This window comes from Microbispora sp. NPDC049633 (assembly GCF_040675265.1).
GTDB classification, from domain to species: domain Bacteria; phylum Actinomycetota; class Actinomycetes; order Streptosporangiales; family Streptosporangiaceae; genus Microbispora; species Microbispora maris.
The window spans coordinates 1-17,362 of record NZ_JBFAOO010000160.1 but is presented as its reverse complement, the minus strand read 5'-3'; the positions used below and the strand labels follow the sequence as shown (position 1 = coordinate 17,362).

The window sequence follows — 17,362 nt, the reverse complement described above, 5'->3', positions numbered from 1 at the left end:
CGACGGCGCAGACCACGCTGCGCACCGCCGCCGTCCTCGGCCGCGAGGCCGACGCGGACGTGCTGGTCGCCCTGCCGGGGGCGGACGAGGAGACGGTGCTCGACGGCCTGGAGGCGGGCGTGCTGTCCGGGCTGCTGGAGGAGCCGCGCCCCGGCCGTGTCCGGTTCGCCCACGTGCTCGTCCGCGAGACGTTGTACGAGGACATCCCGCGGCTGCGCCGGGCGCGGATGCACGGCAAGGTCCTGACGGCGCTGGAGCGGGTGCGCCCCGGCGACGTGGGGGCGCTCGGGCACCACGCGCTCGCCGCCGCGACGACCGCGACCGCCCTCACGGCCGCCGAGTACGCGGCGCGGGCCGCCGGGCAGGCGGCCGCGCTCTACGCCCACAGGGAGGCGGCCGCGCTGCTGGAGGGCGCGCTGGGCGCGCTCGACCTGCTGAGCGAGGGGACCGACGACGCGCATCGGGACGTTCGCCTCGACCTCCTGTGCCGTCTGGTGTCCGCGCAGGCGCACGCGGGCGACGTGATCACGGCGGTGCGCAACCGGACGAGGGCGCTGGCGGTGGCCCGCCGGATGGGCGGCCGGGACGCGGTGGCGCGGGCGGTGTCCTCGCTCGACGCGCCGGTCATCTGGACCATCCAGCCGGACCGCGTGCTCGACACCGATTTCGTCCGGGCGATCGAGGAGTCGCTGCCCGCGGAGGCCGGGGAACTGCGCTGCCGGATGCTCGTCGCCCTCTGCCACGTGCTCGAAGGACACGACGCGGAGCGCATCGAGGCGGCCAGTGGGGAGGCGCTGGCGATCGCGGACGCCCTCGGCGACCCCCGGCTGCGGTGCATGGCGCTCAACGGCCGCTACTGGGTCTGCCTGACCCCCGACAAGCGGGACGAACTGGAGAGGCTCGGGCACGATCTGCTGGCCGCCTCGGCCGCCGCAGGGCTCCTCGGCTATCAGACGCTCGGCCACTTCTCGCTGCTCATGGTCGCGCTGGGCCGCAACGACTGGACGACGGCGCGCCGGCACGCCGACAAGGCGATGGAGCTGTCGACGAGCGGCCAGCTCGGCCTGGCCCTCGGCATCCTCGGCTTCCTCGACGCCCTGCACCTGCTGGTCAGGGGGGAGTTCGAGCGGGCCGAGAGCGTCTACTCGCAGCTCGGGGAGCAGCTGGCCAGCACCGGTGACGCCAACGGCGCGATGGTGGGAGTGGTCGGCCGCTTCGTGGTCAAGCTGGCGGCGGGACGGGTCCACGACTCGGTCGAGGAGCTCGCCGCCTTGTGGGAACGCCTGCCGCAGGACGCCGGCGAGCTGTACGCGCGGGCGCTCACCGGCGCCGGCCGCCCGGAGGAGGCCCGCGCGGCCTGGGCTCCCGTACGCGCCCCTCGCCGGGACTACTACTGGCTCGTGTTCATGGCTCTCCGCGCGAACAACGCGATCGAGCTGGACGACCCGGAGGTGGCAGGGGAGTGCTATCGGCTGCTCCTGCCGTACGACGGCGAGCTGGCCGGCCTGCACTCGGGCTCGGTCACGCTGGGGCCGGTGGCGCACACGCTCGGCGACCTGGCGGTGTTCCTGGGGCGGCCCGGCGACGCCGAGGCCCACTACCTGCGGGCCGCCGAGGTCGCCCGGCAGGTCGGCTCCCCGCACTGGGAGGAGGCCGCCCGCCGCGGGCTTGACGACGCGGCGCTCACGCGGCGCCGAAGATGAGGCGCTCGCGGCGCCGGTGGGCGCGGCGCAGCACCGCCAGCATGACGACCAGGACGGGCCCGGCCAGCGCGCGCAGCTCCGCCATCTCCTCCGGCCGCGCGTGCTGCTCGATCCGCGGCAGCTCGAAGCGCACGTCGCCGCCCTTGCGGACGTACTGCTCCAGCTCCTCCCAGTCCTTGGCGGACACGTGCCGCATGATGATCGGGAAGATCGTGCGCTCCTCCTCCTCGATGTGCTCGTCGAGCAGGTCCGCCAGCCGGCGCAGCGGCTTGGCCAGCTCGGCCGGGTCGCCCGCGACGGACTGGATCTCCTCCAGCAGCGGGTCGAGCTCGGAGTGGTCCTCGCTCAGCTCGCTCAGGTCCACCTCGGCGCCCGCGGACCGGACGAGCAGGGGCCACAGACGGTCGTCCTCCGCCTTGTGATGGTGGTGGATGCCGCGGCACAGCTTGGTGACGTACTCGCGGATGGCGGCGGCGCGCTCCGGCCCGCACGGCTGCCGGCCCGCGGCGATCTCGGCGGTGACGTCGGCGAGGCGCCGGGAGTCGGCCCGCATCGCCCGGTGCGTGATACGGAAGCCCAGCAGGTTGGGGGTGTCGGACATCGGGGGGCCCTTCGTGAGCGGGGGAACGGCGGTGGTCACGCTCACTGTGCGGCCGGGCACTTGGGGTCGGTTAAGACCCTACTTAAGGCCGATTCTTGTGGGACGCGAGATAGGCATGGGGAAAACCCGATAGTTTGTTCCGTCATGGACAGCCGATGGGTGGGACCGGACGGTTACGAGATCGTTCCCGCGTACCGCCGCGACCGCCAGGTGCTGCGGGTGCGGCGCCACGGCCAGGTGGTCGCCGACTGCCTGTCGGTCGAGGAAGTCGCCCGGTATGTCGACCTCGCCGACCTGTGCGAGGTGATCCCGCTGACCGCCCGGGCCGGCGACGCCCGTCAGGTAGCCAGGTCACAGGCGTAACAGGCGCGGGCCCTGGGCACTCACAGTGCCGAGGGGGAATCGATGCGCCTGCCTGCCCGTCTGCTCGTCACCGTCAGCGCACTCGCCGCCGCGCTCGTCGCCGCACTCGCCGCCACACTGGGCGGCTGCGGGTCGGCGCCCACGGAGCCCGTGGCCGAGACGCCGGTGTACGTGCTCAACTTCCGCGACTCCGAGCGGGGCAGGCCCGACCAGCGGCCGGCGAACCTCGTGCTCTCGGAGTTCAGCACGATGAGCGCGGTCACCTGGCGGACCTGGGGACCGACGCGGGCGACCGGCGCGGGAAAGCTCAGCGGCACCTGGTGCCTGCCCGAGTGCGCGGACGCGCCGTACGACGCCACGGTGACGTTGAGCAGCGTGATCCCGGTCAAGGGCAAGGGCTACTTCAGCCGCTACGCCGTCACGGCCGACGTGCCCGTCCGGCACCGGCCGGAGGCCGACCTGTCCGGGGTCCTGCCGACACCCTGAGCGCGCCCTGAGCGGCCCGCGGCGCGGGGTGATTCGAATTCGCGTAGGCCGCCGTGGCCGTGTATGGTTACACCTGTCCGCAACGCGAGAGCGGCCGGCGGACCCGCCCCTATAGCTCAGTCGGCAGAGCGTCTCCATGGTAAGGAGAAGGTCAACGGTTCGATTCCGTTTGGGGGCTCTAGTCGAGAAGTCCTATCCAAGCAGTGTTTCTGACTGATGCTGCCGGGTGGGGCTTTCGGCTTGGTGGGGATGCCTCATTCCCATGGGAAGAGCGACCTCGATCATGGCTGATCCCGATGCGCGAATAGCCGTACAGGTCGGGTATCCTTGCGTGGCCGGATCCAGTTCCGGCCAAGGCGGAGTAGCTCAGTCAGGCAGAGCAAGCGGCTCATAATCGCTGTGTCGCCGGTTCAAGTCCGGCCTCCGCTACTACCCTCCCGGGCCACCTGCACAAGGCGGCCCCGGCGTGGGTTGTCCAGTAGTCCCGAACGCAGAAAGGCACTCCCACGTGGCTGCCACAGACGTTAGGCCGAAGATCACGCTGGCCTGCCAGGAGTGCAAGCACCGCAACTACATCACGCGGAAGAACCGGCGCAACGACCCGGATCGGCTTGAGCTGAAGAAGTACTGCCCCAACTGCAAGACGCACCGGGCGCACCGCGAGACCCGTTAGTTCCGGTACGCGGCCAGTTCCGGCACGCGGCGCGGTCCCGCGCAGGCATCACTTCGGAACCCCATCGCACTTCCGACACCGGCGTTCCCCCGTGGGGACGCCGGTTTGTCGTGTCCGCACTTTGATTCCGGGTTCTGTTACGGTACGGCCTACCCGCTCAGCAGAAGGAGCCCGGCCCGATGGCTTTGAACCGTGATTTCGTCGGGCGGACGTACGCGTCGTCCGCGCCCTACGAGGTCAGCCGCGTGAAGATCAGCGAGTTCGCCACCGCGATCGGCGACTCCAACCCGATCTACCACGACAGGCAGGCCGCCGTGGCGGCCGGACATCCGGACGTCGTCGCGCCGCCCACGTTCCCCATCGTGTTCAGCCTTCTCGGGACCGGTGACGCGCTCGCCGACCCCGAGCTCGGGCTCGACTTCTCGATGGTGGTGCACGGCGAGCAGCGGTTCGAGTACGAGCGGCCCATCCACGCGGGCGACGAGCTGGTGTGCGCCTCCACTATCGCGGAGATCCGCAGCGTCGGGCGCAACGAGTTCCTGACCCTGCGCAGCGACGTCTCCACCACCTCCGGTGAGCTGGTCTGCCGGACCTACAACGTCATCGTGGAGCGGGGAGGGGCGGCCTGACATGGCGGCGACGGTCAAGTACGACGAGGTGGAGGCCGGCCAGCAGATCCCGGCCGTCGAGTACCGGGTCCGCCGGGTGGACCTGGTGAGGTACGCCGGCGCCTCCGGCGACTTCAACCCCATCCACTGGAACGAGCGGTACGCGAAGGCGGTCGGCCTGCCCGACGTCATCGCGCACGGCATGTACACGATGGCGCAGGGCGGCCGGTTCGTGACGGACTGGGCGGGGGACCCCGGCGCGGTGGTGGAGTACGGCGTCCGCTTCTCGTCCATGGTCGTGGTGCCGGACGACGACAACGGCGCGACGATCACGATCAGCGGGATCGTCGAGGAGAAGCGCGAGGACAAGCGGGTCGTCGTCGCGCTGACCGCGAAGTCAGGCGACTCCCGCGTCCTGTCCAAGGCCCGTGCGGTGGTTCAGCTCGCCTGACCGGCCGATTGGCCGCGGCGGTGCTGGGTAGCGGTCGGATCGTGAGCGATCGAGACAACCCAGATCGAGACAACGCAGCGGACCGGACCGGTGACGTCGCAGGCGTCGCCGCACAGACCCAGGACCCCGGCAAGGCGGGCGACGCCCACGGCGGCGGGATGCCGCGGCCGCGAGTGGAGAACGCCAGGCAGGCCGCCGAGGCCGCCGGGCCCGAAGAGATCGACGAGGTCGAGCAGGACGTCGCGCCAGGCGGGACGATCGAGACCGCGCTGACCCCCTCGGGCGAGCCGTCGGTGGTCGCCTCCCAGCTCCTGTGGGACGGCAGCTCGGCCACGTCGAGGATCGACGAGTCGATAGCCGAGGCGGAGCGCGAGGACCGCGGATAGCTATCCTGTTCGTCGGACGTTCCGCGTGCGAGGAGACCGATGGCTGACCGGTTGGCAGGGGTGCCGCTCGCCCCGTACACCACGCTGCGGACGGGCGGACCGGCCCGGGCGTTCACGCAGGCGGAGACGCAGGACGAGCTGGTCGCGACCATGGCCGAGGCCGACCGCGCGGGCGAGCCCGTGCTGGTGCTCGGCGGCGGTAGCAACCTCGTGGTGTCCGACGACGGGTTCGACGGGCTCGTGGTGCGCGTCGCCACCCGGGGCGTCGAGGTGACCTCCGATGACGGCCGGGTGCGGGTGACCGTGCAGGCGGGGGAGGACTGGGACGCCCTGGTCGCCCGCTGCGTCGCCGAGGGCTGGTCGGGGGTCGAGTGCCTGTCCGGCGTTCCCGGGCTGGTGGGATCCACCCCGATCCAGAACGTCGGCGCGTACGGCCAGGACGTCTCGCAGACCGTCACCGGCGTCCGCGTGTACGACCGGATCGCCGGCGAGGTGCGGGACCTCACGGCGGCCGAGTGCGGCTTCGCCTACCGGCACAGCGCGTTCAAGCACGACCCCGGCCGGCACGTGGTGCTGGCCGTGACCTACGCCCTGGAGCGCTCGCCGCTGTCGGGTCCCGTGGCGTACCGGGAGCTGGCCGTCCGCCTCGGCGTGGAGCTCGGTGAGCGGGTGCCGCTGTCCGACGCGCGCGAGGGGGTGCTGGGGCTGCGGCGGGGCAAGGGCATGGTCCTCGACCCCGGCGACCCGGACACGCGCAGCGCCGGGTCCTTCTTCACCAACCCCGTGCTGGGTCCGGACGAGGCGGCGGCCCTGGCGCTGCGGGCCCCCGGGCACCCGCGCTGGGACATGCCCGACGGCACGGTCAAGGTCCCGGCGGCCTGGCTGATCGAGAACGCCGGCTTCCCCAAGGGCTACGAGAAGGGGCGGGCCCGCATCTCGACCAAGCACACGCTGGCCCTCACCAACCCGACCGGCGAGGCCGGCGCGGACGAACTGCTGGCGCTGGCCCGCGAGGTGCGCGACGGCGTGCACGAGAAGTTCGGAGTGTGGCTCGTCAACGAGCCCGTGCTGGTGGGAGTGAGTTTTTAGCTCGGGTTAAACTAGGGCAACACCGAAGGGGAGTAGTCCGAAATCCACTGATCGACACACTGGCGGTTCGTCCGCCCGGTCGTGGAGCCCTTGTGGCGGACGAGACCTTCGGCCCGACAGTCATGACCGCATGCTGCCGGGCCGAAGTCGTGCCCGAACTCCCCGGGTGTCGTACGACGGCCCGGTCGCAAATCCCCTCGAAAGGGACGAAAGGCGACCCGTGCAAGCCCTCTGGATCTCCCTCGTCGTCATCTTCGTAGCCGAGCTGGGTGACAAGAGCCAGCTCATGGCCCTGACCTTCGCGACCCGGTTCAAGACGTGGCCGGTGCTGGCCGGCATCACCGCCGCCACCGCGCTCGTCCACCTCTTCAGCGTCGGCCTCGGCCGGCTCGTCGGCGACGCCCTCCCCACCACCGCCATCTCGATCATCGCCGGTATCGCGTTCCTCGCCTTCGCCGCCTGGACGCTGCGCGGCGACGAACTCACCGAGGAGGAGAAGGGCAAGGCGGCCAAGACGACCCGCAACGCGTTCATCGCGGTCGCCGTGGCGTTCTTCCTCAGCGAGCTGGGCGACAAGACCATGCTCGCCACGATCACGCTGGCCACCCAGCACGGCTGGTTCGGCACGTGGGTCGGCTCCACCGTGGGCATGGTCGCCGCCGACGCGCTGGCCATCCTGGTCGGCCGGTTCCTCGGCACCCGGCTGCCCGAGAAGTGGATCAAGTATGGCGCGGCCGCCGCGTTCGCCGTCTTCGGCGTGCTGCTGCTGATCGAGCCCCTGTTCGCCTGAGCGAGGACCGCCTAATCGAGAAGAGACAGGCGGTGGGCCGCGGCGGCGGCCTCGCCCCGGGTCGACACCCCCAGCTTGGGCAGGATGTTCGACACGTGCACGCTGACGGTCTTGGCCGAGATGAACAGCTCGGCCGCGATGTCCCGGTTGCTGCGCCCGGCCGCCACCAGGCGCAGCACCTCCAGCTCGCGGGGGGTCAGGTCGGCCTGCCGTACGGGTTCCGGCGGTGTGGGACCGGACGGTGCGGGACGGGAGAGGGGGGCGCCGACGCGGCGGGCCAGCGTCTCGATCTGCGCGACCAGCGGGGTGGCACGCAACTCGACCGCGAGCGGGGACGCCTCACGCAGGCGCGCCGAGGCCCCGTCGCGGTCGCCGCTCGCGGCCGCGGCCATCGCTCCGTGCAGCAGCGCCTTGGCCCGCACGTACGGACGGCCCAGCCGCCGCCACGCCTCGGCCGCGGCGTCGAACTCACCCCCGTATACCAGCCCGAACGCCTCGTCCACCGGGCCGTGCCCCAGGTTCTCGGCGAGACGGTCGCCCAGGGCGCGTACGCGCTCGACCTGCTCGGGGGCGACCGGCGCCGCCGCGTCGCAGACGTAGCGGACCGACGCCAGCAGCCGGCCGGCGAGCATCGCCTTGCCCGACCGCGGCGGGTCGTCCAGCGCCGTCTCCAGGACGGCCAGGGCCTGCAGCGGCTCGCCGCGCAGCAGGTGCCACGCGACGACCAGGCGGGTGTTGTTCGTCCACTCCTGCGTCTGCCCGTCCTGGTGCGGGGAGAACGCCCCGACCTCGGCGAGGATGTCCTGCGCCAGGTCCTCCTCACCGCGCGCGATCGCGATGTCCGCCCGGACCCGCAGCATGTGCCACCGGTTGCGCAGGGTCGGCCCCATCGTCATCGACCGTTCGATGATCTCGATGGCCTCGTCCCACCGGCCGAGGGACTCCAGCGCCTCCGCGCGGTTGTTGGCGATGAACGTGCCCTGGTGGCGGAACCTGCCGAACCGCCGGGCGAGCTTCTCGCCTTCGAGCGCGAGCCGCGCCGCCTCCTCCGAGCGGCCGAGGTTGTCGAGGGCGTCGACGTTGTTCGCCAGGGCGCGCAGGGTGATGCGGGGTGAGTCGAGCCGGGTGCCGATCGCCAGGGCGCGCTCGTTCATCGCGAACGCCGTCTCCAGGTCGCCGTTGATCGAGTGTCCGAGCGCGAGGTTCATCAGAAGGTCGGCCTCCTGGACCTCGTCGCCCTTCTCGCGGGCGGTGCGCAGGGCCTCCTCGGTGAGCGCGGTGCCCTCGGCGATCTCGTCGGAGTTGATCAGCACCGTGCCCAGCCGGGTCAGCACGAGCGTGCGGATGTCGCCGGGCTGCGGAACCAGGCGTTCGGCGCGCCGCAGCTCCTCCAGTCCGCTGGTCTTGCCCTTCTGGATCTTGATGTTCGCCAGGCGGACGAGCAGCTCGGCCACCCGTGCCGGGGCGGTCCGCTCGTCCAGCTCCGCCAGGGCGCCGCGCACGTACTTGGTGCCCTGCTCCATGTCGCCGCCGACGTACGCCGCCTCGGAGGCCCGCTCGAGCACGGTGCAGTGGTCGTGCCCGATGCGCTCGGCGGCGTCGGGGACCTTGTCCCACAGGGTCAGCACGCGGTCGAGCAGCTGGATCTGCTCGGTGTAGGCGAAGGACTTGGCCGCCTTCTCCGCCGCCTCCCAGGCCGAGATCAGCGCCCACAGGTCGTCGCGGGCGGAGTACCAGTGGTGGGCGATCTCGATGGCCGCGCGGCCGGGCGGCACGAGGGTGCGGTCGCGGTCGATCTCCTCGGCGTACCGCGCGTGCATCCGCGCGTGCTCGCCGGGCAGCAGCTCGTCGTGAACCGCCTCGCGGATCAGGGCGTGCCGGAACGCGTACGCCCCGCCGTCGGCCACCTGCAGCACGTTGGCGGCGATGGCCGGCCGCAGCGCGTTCTCCAGATCCACGTCCGACAGCCCGCTGACCGCCGCGAGCAGGTCGTGCCCGACGCGCACGCCCCCGGCGGCGGCGACCCGCAGCACCCGCTGGGTCTCCTCGGGCAGCCGCTCGACCGAGCCGATGATCAGATCGTGCAGCGAGTCGGGGAACGAGCACTCGTCGCCGCAGTCGAGCAGCGCCTCCACGAACAGCGGGATGCCGCCGCTGCGCTCGAAGACCCGGTCCACCTTGGCGAACTCCGGGGTCACCCCGAGGATGCCGGCCATCTGCTCGGCGACCTCGTCCTGGGTGAAGCGGGGCAGTTCCACCCGGACCACGCCGTCGACCCGCCCCAGCTCGGCCAGCACCGGCCGCAGGGGATGGGTGCGGTGCAACTCGTCCGAGCGGTACGTCATGACCATCAGGACGGGAGCCGACCTGAGGTTGCGGCTGAGGAAGGCGATGAGGTCGCGGCTGGAGCGGTCGGCCCAGTGGACGTCCTCGATGACGAGCACCACCGGCCGCCGCTCGGCGAGGCGTTCCAGCAGGGCGAGGATCAGCTCGAACAGCCGGGCGCGGGCCGACTCGGTCTCCCCGTCGCCGCTCGGCTCGCCGAACTCGGGCAGCAGCCTCGCCAGGTCGCGGGCGGCGCCGTCGGGCAGCAGGGCGGCGACCTCGGCCGCCCCGCACTCCCGGACGAGCTGCCGCAGCGCGGCGGTGAACGGCGCGTACGCCAGGCCCTCGGCGGACAGTTCCACGCAGCCCCCGACGAGCACGTGGGCGCCGTCCTGCGCGGCCTGCTCGGCGAACCGGACGGCGAGGCGGGTCTTCCCCACGCCCGCCTCGCCGCCGATGAGAACCGCCGCGGTGGCCTGCTTGCGGGCCTGGTCGTAGGCCTCGCCCAGGGTCTCCAACTCCGCGCCCCGCCCGACGAAAACGGGGCTCACCGCCCGGCGTGTCATGTCGTCAAGCATGTCATGACCCTTTACGTCGGTTCGCCTGGTTTTACGGTCAGATCTGACTGACTGGCGGGGCTCACGACGGCTCAAGGGGGCGCAAAGGCCCGGCCGGGAGGGAGGGTCCGGCCGGGCCTTCGTACGCGTCTCATGAGGTGCGGAGCTTGCCGAAGGCCGCACGCAGCCGGCGCTGGCCGGAGCGCTGCCGGCCCTTCAGCGCCGCCTGCGCCTCGCGGGCGCGCCGGTGGCCGGCGGCCTCCTCCTGGAGCTCGGCCGCCCGGTTGAGGATTACCTGATACTGCAGTTCCGGACCCATCTCGTGTCTCCTTGTTCGGGTCTCTTTCCGTACTCCTCAAGGTTCGGTCTAAGGCGTGGTGCGGCACATCGGGCGGATGCCCTATCTCTGGCATGGGCCGGCGGCGTAGGACTTCTAAGGCTCCTAAGGCGATGCCTTAGGAGCGCCGGGGGTCTGCGGGTTTGGAATCAATCCGGCTGGTCGGGGATGCTGGTTCCGTGCCAACTATGACTACTCCGCTCGCGGAGGTCGCCTCCTCACCCTCGACGTTGCGGGCGTTCCTGCACGGACTTCCCGGGGTCGACCGGGTCGGCGCCGACGCCCGGGCCGCGATGCTGGGCACGCGATCCATCAAGACGACCGCCAAGAAGCAGGCCATCGACATGGCCATCGGGATGGTCGACCTCACCACCCTCGAAGGCGCGGACACCCGCGGCAAGGTCAGGGCCATGTGCGCGAAGGCGATGCGGCCCGACCCCGCCGACTCCTCCGTGCCGCCCGTCGCCGCGGTCTGCGTGTACCCCGACCTGGTCGCGACCGCCGTCGAGGCGCTGGCCGGGTCGGGGGTGAAGGTGGCGTCCGTCGCCACGTCCTTCCCCAGCGGCCGGTCCTCGCTGGAGGTGAAGGTCGCCGAGACCCGCCTCGCCGTGGCCGCCGGAGCCGCCGAGATCGACATGGTCATCGACCGCGGCGCGTTCCTCGCCGGCGACTACCTCAAGGTCTACGAGGAGATCGTCGCCACCAAGGAAGCGTGCGGTCGTGCCGGAGGCGCGCGGGGAGGGCAGGGTGCTCATCTGAAGGTGATCCTGGAGACCGGCGAGCTCGCGACGTACGACAACGTGCGGCGGGCCTCCTGGCTCGCGATGATCGCCGGAGCGGACTTCATCAAGACCTCGACCGGCAAGGTGTCGCCGGCCGCGACCCTCCCGGTGACGCTCGTCATGCTGGAGGCCGTGCGCGACTTCCTCGCCGCGACCGGCCGAAAGGTGGGCGTGAAGCCCGCCGGCGGCATCCGCACCACCAAGGACGCGATCAAGTATCTGGTGCTGGTCAACGAGACCGCCGGGCCGGACTGGCTGGACCCCGACTGGTTCCGCCTCGGCGCCTCCTCGCTGCTGAACGACCTGCTCATGCAGCGACAGAAGATGGCCACCGGCCGGTACGCCGGTCCCGACTACTTCACGCTGGACTGAGGGCTGGACTGAGGCATGTTCGAATACGCACCCGCGCCCGAGTCGCGGGACATCGTCGACATCCGGCCGTCGTACGGCCTGTTCATCAACGGCGAGTGGGTCGAGCCGCAGGGCGAGGAGCGCCACAAGACCGTCAACCCGGCGACCGAGGAGGTGCTGGCGGAGGTCGCGTGGGCGGGGGAGGCCGACGTCGACCGCGCGGTCCAGGCCGCCGCCAAGGCGTTCCCCGTGTGGTCGGCCATGCCGGGCGCGGAGCGGGCCAAGTACCTGTTCCGGATCGCCCGGATCATCCAGGAGCGCGCGCGTGAGCTGGCCGTCCTGGAGACGCTCGACAACGGCAAGCCGATCCGGGAGTCCCGCGACGTGGACCTTCCGCTGGTCGCGGCCCACTTCTTCTACTACGCGGGCTGGGCCGACAAGCTGTCGTACGCCGGGTTCGGCCCCGATCCCCGTCCGCTGGGCGTGGCCGGGCAGGTCATCCCGTGGAACTTCCCGCTGCTCATGCTGGCCTGGAAGATCGCTCCCGCGCTCGCCTGCGGCAACACGGTCGTGCTCAAGCCGGCCGAGACCACGCCGCTGACCGCGCTGGCGTTCGCCGAGATCTGCCGTCAGGCCGACCTGCCGCCGGGGGTCGTCAACATCGTCACCGGCGCGGGCGGGACGGGCGCCGCGCTCGTCAACCACCCCGGCGTGGACAAGGTCGCCTTCACCGGCTCGACCGAGGTCGGCCGCCTCATCGCCAGGAGCCTGGCGGGCACCCGCAAGAAGCTCACGCTGGAGCTGGGCGGCAAGGCCGCCAACATCGTGTTCGAGGACGCGCCGCTCGACCAGGCCGTCGAGGGCATCGTCAACGGGATCTTCTTCAACCAGGGCCACGTCTGCTGCGCCGGATCCCGGCTGCTGGTGCAGGAGTCGGTCGCGGCCGACCTGCTGGAGGCGCTCAAGCGGCGCCTCGGCACGCTGCGGCTCGGCGACCCGCTGGACAAGAACACCGACATCGGCGCGATCAACTCGGCCGAGCAGCTCGCCAAGATCCGCGAGCTGTCGGAGGCAGGGGAGGCCGAGGGCGCCGAGCGGTGGTCGCCCGCCTGCTCGATCCCCGACCGCGGCTACTGGTTCCCGCCCACCCTCTTCACCGGCGTGGCCCAGTCGCACCGCATCGCCCGGGAGGAGATCTTCGGGCCGGTGCTGTCGGTGCTGACCTTCCGCACCCCCGCCGAGGCGGTGGAGAAGGCCAACAACACGCCGTACGGGCTGTCGGCGGGCGTGTGGACCGAGAAGGGCTCGCGCATGCTGTGGATGGCGTCCCGGCTGCGGGCCGGCGTCGTCTGGTCCAACACGTTCAACCGGTTCGACCCCACCTCGCCGTTCGGCGGCTACAAGGAGTCGGGCTACGGCCGCGAGGGCGGGCGGCACGGTCTGGAGGCCTACCTTGCGGTGTGATCATCCAGCCGGCCGCCCGGCCTGCAGGTGCGACTCCGGGCGTCGCCGCCGTCTCGTCCGCCGTGTCCGCGCGGGGGCGGGTGAGGGCTTCTCCCGGGGCCGCCGCTCCGGCCGCTTCGCCGTACGGCACGGCTGGTTCGCGCACCGCGGCGGCGTGTGCCGGTGCGGTCAGACCTACCAGCCGGCCCGTCCACTGGAGATTGGAAGTTTCGATGAGTGAGCGGCTGGCCGTGCGCAAGACGTACAAGCTGTTCATCGGGGGCGCGTTCCCGCGTTCGGAGAGCGGAAGGTCGTATGAGGTGACCTCCTCCAAGGGCGACTTCCTCGCCAACGCGGCCAGGGCCTCGCGCAAGGACGCCAGGGACGCGGTCGGCGCCGCGCGGAAGGCGTTCCCCGGCTGGTCGGGCGCCACGGCGTACAACAGGGGCCAGATCCTGTACCGGATCGCCGAGATGCTGGAGGGCCGCCGCGCGCAGTTCGTCGCGGAGATCACCGCCGTCGGCGGCGTGGGGGCCAAGCAGGCCGGCGGGATGGTGGACGCGGCGGTCGACCGGCTGGTCTGGTACGCGGGCTGGTCCGACAAGATCGGGGCGGTGCTCGGGTCGGCGAACCCGGTGGCCGGGCCGTACTTCAACCTGTCGAGCTCGGAGCCGACCGGCGTGGTGGCCGTGGTCGCCCCGCAGGGGGGACCACTGCTCGGGCTGGTCAGCGTGCTCGCCCCGGTGATCGTGACGGGCAACACCTGCGTGGTGATCGCCTCCGAGCGGGCGCCGCTGCCGGCGATCACGCTGGCCGAGGTGCTGGCGACCTCCGACCTGCCGGGCGGGGTGGTGAACATCCTCACCGGCTCGGCCGCCGAGATCGCCCCCTGGCTGGCGGGCCACATGGACGTCAACGGCATCGACCTGACGGGCGCCGACGCCGAGTTGGCCGTCACGTGTGAGGAACTGGCCGCGGAGAACCTCAAGCGGGTGCTCCGGCCGCCGGCCGGTCCCGTCGACTGGCTCGCGGACCCCGGCATCGAGCGGATGACGGCGTTCCTGGAGACCAAGACCGTCTGGCATCCGATCGGGATCTAGCCCTTCGCCAGGGCCAGGAGGAGTTCGGCGTTCGTGCCCGTGTTCTTCAGCGTGGTGAGGAAGCGGTCGAACGCCTCCTGGTCCTGCAGCGCCCGGCGCAGCCGCCACACCGGCGGCAGTTCGGCGGGGTGGAGCAGCAGTTCCTCGCGGCGGGTGCCGGAGGCGACGACGTCGACGGCGGGGAAGACACGGCGGTCGGCCAGGCTCCGGCTCAGCTTCAGCTCCATGTTGCCGGTGCTCTTGAACTCCTCGAAGACGATGTCGTCCATCTTCGAGCCCGTCTCGACCAGCGCGGTGGCGAGGATCGTGAGCGAGCCGCCGCCGGAGATGTTGCGGGCGGCGCCGAGCACCTTCTTGGGCAGGTGCAGGGCCCGGGCGTCGATGCCGCCCGTGAGCACGCGCCCGCCGCTCGGCGCGGCCATGTTGTACGCCCGGCCGAGGCGGGTGATCGAGTCCATGAGCACGACCACGTCACGGCCCGTCTCCACCATTCGCTTGGCCCGCTCGACGGCCAGTTCGGCCGCGATGATGTGGTCCTGCGGCGCCCGGTCGAAGGTCGAGGCGATCACCTCGGCCCGGACCGACTCGCGCATGTCGGTCACCTCCTCGGGCCGCTCGTCCACCAGGACGACCATGAGGTGGCATTCGGGGTGGTTGGTCGCGATCGCGTTCGCGACGGCCTTGAGCAGCGTGGTCTTGCCGGCTTTCGGCGGGGCGACGATGAGGCCGCGCTGGCCCTTGCCGATCGGGGCGAACAGGTCGATGACGCGGGTGGCCAGGGCGTTCCGCGTCGTCTCCAGGCGCAGCCGCTCGTCGGGGTGGATCGGCACGAGGTCGGCGAAGTCCGCCCGCGCCGCGCCCGCCGGCCCGCCGTTGACGGTCGTGACGGAGGTGAGCGTGCCGTTCTGGGCGATGCCGCGGACGTGGTCGCCGCGGCGCAGGTCGAGCGCGTCAGCGAGGGCGGCCGGGACGGTCACGTCCTTCGGGCCGGGCAGGTAGCCGTTGGTGCGGATGACCGTGTTCCGGCCGGCCCGGTCGAGCAGGCCGGTGACCTCGGTGGTCCGGGTGTTCTTCGTACGGGCCGACGCGGCGCGGGAGACGCTGCGCGGCTTGGGAACGCTGAGAGTGGTGGTTGTCATGGGACTCCTAGGCTGAGAAATGTCTGGGGGAGTTCGCGCGTAGCGCGTTCATCCGGCTGGAGCGAAGCGTGGGGCTCCCGGCGCGGCGTCTCGTTCACATGGACGATGACGGTTGACCAGGAAGTTGACCGGGCATGCAGCGCGCGTATGGGCTCGAGATGGAGCCAGAACCATACGGCTGTTCCTCGACTGTTCCTTCGACTATAACAGTCTCACCTGTCGCGGCGATTCCTCGAGATCTATCGGGACTGGAGGGCGTCGAGCGCCACGGCCATGGCGATGACCAGGCGGCGGTCGATGCGCGGATCGCGGATCTCGATGGCGTACCGGTCGCGCAGCCCCCACCTGCGGTCGACGGAGAACGCGATCGAGGCGCCGATGCTGAAGTCGAAGTGGTACGGCAGCCACTCCAGAGAGTCGGAGAACCGGCGAAGCAGGGCGACCGCCAGGTTCCGCTCCTGGCCGGTCAGCGTCGGCAGCCCCGGCTGCTGGACATGCCAGGTCGAGCGGAGCAGCGACCGGCCGAAGTCCTTGCGGAACATGCCGATCGACGCCCCGCCGTGGTCGACGACGTCGTACTCGCCGGCGAGGTCGAGGACCTTGCGCGCCTTGAAACCGGCCAGCGTCGCCTGCCGGGACTCGTCGGTGTAGAGAGTCACCTGCTCCTTGAGGGCCATCCGCTTCTGCTCGGCGAACGCCACGGCCTCGCCCTCCGAACCGTCGGGGAGAGCCACATGGACGACGTACCTGTTCACCATCATGGTGATCTTCTGGCGCAGGTACAGGCGGCTCTGCGCCTGCAAGGTCGCTATATCCATATGAGTCTCCAAAGACGGTCTGTTGCCTCCCTATATGCCCTCTTCCGGGAGAAGATCACCAGCCGGACACCCCTCAATCGACCCGCTGGTGACCATGACCACAGCTTTCGGACTTGATGAAAACAGGGATAATGCCTATAAGGTAAGCCTTACCTAATCTTTACTGTCGAGCAGGGGGCCCCTGTATGTTTCTCCGGCACCGCGGTATCGGTCTCGGTATCGGCGCCGTCGCGGTCGCGCTCTCCCTGGCCGCCTGTGGCACCTCTTCCGGCACGAGCGCGGACGCGGGCAAGCCCGTCGGCGAGGCCGCCAAGAAGGCCGTGGCCAAGGGCGGCGCGGACTTCGGCACCGCCGCCGCCAAGACCGCTGCGATGGGCACCGACGCGAAGCCGGGCGAGTGGCCGCGCACCCTCACCCACGCCATGGGCACGACCGAGATCAAGGCCCCGCCCACGCGGGTCGTCGTCCTGGACGTCGGAGAGCTCGACAACGTCGTGTCCCTGGGCGTCAAGCCGGTCGGCTTCGCGCCCAGCGAGGGTTCACCCGAACTGCCGTCCTACCTGAAGCAGGACGCCGGCATCCCCAAGAACGTCGGCACCATCAACAACCTCAATCTGGAGGCGATCGCCGGGCTGCGCCCGGACCTGATCCTCGGCAGCCAGTTGCGCGCCGCCGACCAGTACGACGAGCTGTCGAAGATCGCCCCGACCGTCTTCTCCATCCGCCCCGGCTTCACCTGGAAGGAGAACTACCTGCTGAACGCGGCCGCCTTCGACAAGACGGAGGAGGCCAGGGCGAAACTCGCCGACTACGACCGCGCGGTGAAGGACCTCGGCGCGAAGCTCGGCGACGACAAGCCCGTCGTCTCGATGGTGCGTTTCCTGCCCGACGGCCTGATCCGCCTCTACGCCAAGGCCTCCTTCATCGGCACCATCCTCGACGACGCCGGCATCCCGCGCCCGGACAACCAGAACATCCCCGACCTCGCCGCCGAGGTCAGCGCGGAGAACATCGACCAGGCGGACGCGGACGTCATCTTCACCGGTGTCTACGGCGATCCGAAGGCCACCGACAAGTCGGCGGTCCAGGGCAACCCGCTGTGGAAGAACCTCAAGGCGGTCAAGGCCGGCCACGCCTACGAGGTCCCGGACGAGACCTGGTACCTCGGCCTCGGCGTCACCGCCGCCATGGAGGTCGTCGCGGATCTGGACAGGTACCTCGCCCGATAGGCGGACGTGGTCCCGTACTCCGAGAAAGCGAACGAATGTCGCGTGCCACCCGACGGCGCGTCGGCCGGACGGCCGGGGCCGCGCTCCTGCTGCTCCTCGCCGGTCTGCTGGTCCTCGCCGTACTGCTCAGC

General features: G+C 71.1%; 17 protein-coding genes, 2 tRNA genes and 1 pseudogene. 15 read left to right on the top strand and 5 right to left on the bottom strand.

The window, feature by feature from the left end; genetic code table 11:
* Positions 1 to 1,703 (top strand): annotated as a pseudogene (locus tag AB0J39_RS30060) (ATPase); the annotation flags it as partial.
* Here AB0J39_RS30060 and AB0J39_RS30055 read toward each other — a convergent pair.
* Entirely contained in the window at positions 1,684 to 2,304 is a 621-nt protein-coding gene (locus AB0J39_RS30055; RefSeq protein WP_363470781.1) for a hemerythrin domain-containing protein, read from the bottom strand. The pseudogene AB0J39_RS30060 and the gene AB0J39_RS30055 sit on opposite strands and share 20 nt — an antisense overlap.
* A 144-nt stretch (positions 2,305 to 2,448) precedes the next feature.
* Here AB0J39_RS30055 and AB0J39_RS30050 point away from each other — a divergent pair, with 144 nt between their 5' ends.
* From AB0J39_RS30050 to AB0J39_RS30005, 10 genes are all read left to right on the top strand, one after another.
* Entirely contained in the window at positions 2,449 to 2,667 is a 219-nt protein-coding gene (locus AB0J39_RS30050; protein WP_363470779.1) for a transposase, read from the top strand.
* 42 nt (positions 2,668 to 2,709) lie between these two features.
* Positions 2,710 to 3,153 (top strand): hypothetical protein, encoded by a 444-nt coding sequence (locus AB0J39_RS30045; RefSeq protein ID WP_363470776.1) that lies wholly within the window; start codon positions 2,710 to 2,712, stop codon positions 3,151 to 3,153.
* A 105-nt stretch (positions 3,154 to 3,258) separates the two neighbouring features.
* Positions 3,259 to 3,331, top strand: a tRNA-Thr gene (locus AB0J39_RS30040).
* Positions 3,332 to 3,508: 177 nt separating this feature from the next.
* Positions 3,509 to 3,582 (top strand) — tRNA-Met (locus tag AB0J39_RS30035).
* 79 nt (positions 3,583 to 3,661) lie between these two features.
* A complete protein-coding gene (gene rpmG / locus AB0J39_RS30030; protein ID WP_036325591.1) occupies positions 3,662 to 3,826 on the top strand; it encodes a 50S ribosomal protein L33 in 165 nt (54 codons plus the stop codon).
* A 179-nt stretch (positions 3,827 to 4,005) separates the two neighbouring features.
* Entirely contained in the window at positions 4,006 to 4,455 is a 450-nt protein-coding gene (locus AB0J39_RS30025) for a MaoC family dehydratase N-terminal domain-containing protein (protein WP_182907225.1), read from the top strand.
* Between the two features lies 1 nt (position 4,456).
* Entirely contained in the window at positions 4,457 to 4,885 is a 429-nt protein-coding gene (locus AB0J39_RS30020; protein WP_363470773.1) for a MaoC family dehydratase, read from the top strand.
* Positions 4,886 to 4,926: 41 nt separating this feature from the next.
* Positions 4,927 to 5,271: a hypothetical protein gene (locus AB0J39_RS30015; protein WP_363470770.1), complete on the top strand. Its 345-nt coding sequence runs from the start codon at positions 4,927 to 4,929 to the stop codon at positions 5,269 to 5,271.
* Between the two features lie 39 nt (positions 5,272 to 5,310).
* Positions 5,311 to 6,360 (top strand): UDP-N-acetylmuramate dehydrogenase, encoded by a 1,050-nt coding sequence (locus tag AB0J39_RS30010; RefSeq protein WP_363470767.1) that lies wholly within the window; start codon positions 5,311 to 5,313, stop codon positions 6,358 to 6,360.
* A gap of 220 nt (positions 6,361 to 6,580) precedes the next feature.
* Positions 6,581 to 7,150, top strand: a complete 570-nt coding sequence (locus tag AB0J39_RS30005) for a TMEM165/GDT1 family protein (protein ID WP_363470764.1) — start codon at positions 6,581 to 6,583, stop codon at positions 7,148 to 7,150.
* A gap of 11 nt (positions 7,151 to 7,161) precedes the next feature.
* Here the strand turns inward: AB0J39_RS30005 and AB0J39_RS30000 are convergent, their stop codons facing one another.
* Both AB0J39_RS30000 and AB0J39_RS29995 read right to left on the bottom strand, forming a co-directional pair.
* Complete coding sequence (locus AB0J39_RS30000) at positions 7,162 to 10,041, bottom strand: AAA family ATPase (RefSeq protein ID WP_363470761.1); 2,880 nt, start codon at positions 10,039 to 10,041, stop codon at positions 7,162 to 7,164.
* A 142-nt stretch (positions 10,042 to 10,183) separates the two neighbouring features.
* Positions 10,184 to 10,351 carry a hypothetical protein gene (locus tag AB0J39_RS29995; RefSeq protein ID WP_363470758.1) on the bottom strand — a complete coding sequence of 56 codons (168 nt, stop codon included), beginning with the start codon at positions 10,349 to 10,351 and terminating at the stop codon, positions 10,184 to 10,186.
* 206 nt (positions 10,352 to 10,557) lie between these two features.
* On the opposite strand from AB0J39_RS29995, the gene deoC reads away from it, so the two are divergent.
* The 3 genes from deoC to AB0J39_RS29980 all read left to right on the top strand — a co-directional run bounded on the left by deoC (position 10,558) and on the right by AB0J39_RS29980 (position 14,045).
* The gene (gene deoC, locus AB0J39_RS29990; RefSeq protein ID WP_363470755.1) at positions 10,558 to 11,523 is read left to right on the top strand and encodes a deoxyribose-phosphate aldolase; all 966 of its coding nucleotides are present in this window, start codon (positions 10,558 to 10,560) and stop codon (positions 11,521 to 11,523) included.
* A gap of 15 nt (positions 11,524 to 11,538) precedes the next feature.
* Positions 11,539 to 12,966, top strand: a complete 1,428-nt coding sequence (locus AB0J39_RS29985; RefSeq protein WP_363470752.1) for an aldehyde dehydrogenase family protein — start codon at positions 11,539 to 11,541, stop codon at positions 12,964 to 12,966.
* 212 nt (positions 12,967 to 13,178) lie between these two features.
* Complete coding sequence (locus AB0J39_RS29980; protein ID WP_363470750.1) at positions 13,179 to 14,045, top strand: aldehyde dehydrogenase family protein; 867 nt, start codon at positions 13,179 to 13,181, stop codon at positions 14,043 to 14,045.
* Here the strand turns inward: AB0J39_RS29980 and rho are convergent.
* Together rho and AB0J39_RS29970 are read right to left on the bottom strand one after the other, a co-directional pair.
* Positions 14,042 to 15,184: a transcription termination factor Rho gene (rho, locus tag AB0J39_RS29975; RefSeq protein ID WP_363470747.1), complete on the bottom strand. Its 1,143-nt coding sequence runs from the start codon at positions 15,182 to 15,184 to the stop codon at positions 14,042 to 14,044. The two genes, AB0J39_RS29980 and rho, sit on opposite strands and share 4 nt — an antisense overlap.
* 239 nt (positions 15,185 to 15,423) lie before the next feature.
* A complete protein-coding gene (locus AB0J39_RS29970) occupies positions 15,424 to 16,002 on the bottom strand; it encodes a hypothetical protein (RefSeq protein ID WP_363470744.1) in 579 nt (192 codons plus the stop codon).
* Between the two features lie 185 nt (positions 16,003 to 16,187).
* Between AB0J39_RS29970 and AB0J39_RS29965 the strand changes: the two genes are divergently transcribed.
* Positions 16,188 to 17,231: an iron-siderophore ABC transporter substrate-binding protein gene (locus AB0J39_RS29965; protein ID WP_363470742.1), complete on the top strand. Its 1,044-nt coding sequence runs from the start codon at positions 16,188 to 16,190 to the stop codon at positions 17,229 to 17,231.
* The last annotated feature ends 131 nt before the right edge of the window (positions 17,232 to 17,362 follow it).

Coding starts and splice junctions, on each gene's coding strand:
- rho (WP_363470747.1), bottom strand. CDS start 15,184: ATGACAACCACCACTCTCAGCGTTCCCAAGCCGCGCAGCGTCTCCCGC.
- AB0J39_RS30050 (WP_363470779.1), top strand. CDS start 2,449: ATGGACAGCCGATGGGTGGGACCGGACGGTTACGAGATCGTTCCCGCG.
- AB0J39_RS30010 (WP_363470767.1), top strand. CDS start 5,311: ATGGCTGACCGGTTGGCAGGGGTGCCGCTCGCCCCGTACACCACGCTG.
- AB0J39_RS29980 (WP_363470750.1), top strand. CDS start 13,179: ATGAGTGAGCGGCTGGCCGTGCGCAAGACGTACAAGCTGTTCATCGGG.
- AB0J39_RS30025 (WP_182907225.1), top strand. CDS start 4,006: ATGGCTTTGAACCGTGATTTCGTCGGGCGGACGTACGCGTCGTCCGCG.
- deoC (WP_363470755.1), top strand. CDS start 10,558: ATGACTACTCCGCTCGCGGAGGTCGCCTCCTCACCCTCGACGTTGCGG.
- AB0J39_RS30045 (WP_363470776.1), top strand. CDS start 2,710: ATGCGCCTGCCTGCCCGTCTGCTCGTCACCGTCAGCGCACTCGCCGCC.
- AB0J39_RS30000 (WP_363470761.1), bottom strand. CDS start 10,041: ATGACACGCCGGGCGGTGAGCCCCGTTTTCGTCGGGCGGGGCGCGGAG.
- AB0J39_RS29970 (WP_363470744.1), bottom strand. CDS start 16,002: ATGGATATAGCGACCTTGCAGGCGCAGAGCCGCCTGTACCTGCGCCAG.
- AB0J39_RS29995 (WP_363470758.1), bottom strand. CDS start 10,351: ATGGGTCCGGAACTGCAGTATCAGGTAATCCTCAACCGGGCGGCCGAG.
- AB0J39_RS29985 (WP_363470752.1), top strand. CDS start 11,539: ATGTTCGAATACGCACCCGCGCCCGAGTCGCGGGACATCGTCGACATC.
- AB0J39_RS30020 (WP_363470773.1), top strand. CDS start 4,457: ATGGCGGCGACGGTCAAGTACGACGAGGTGGAGGCCGGCCAGCAGATC.
- AB0J39_RS29965 (WP_363470742.1), top strand. CDS start 16,188: ATGTTTCTCCGGCACCGCGGTATCGGTCTCGGTATCGGCGCCGTCGCG.
- AB0J39_RS30055 (WP_363470781.1), bottom strand. CDS start 2,304: ATGTCCGACACCCCCAACCTGCTGGGCTTCCGTATCACGCACCGGGCG.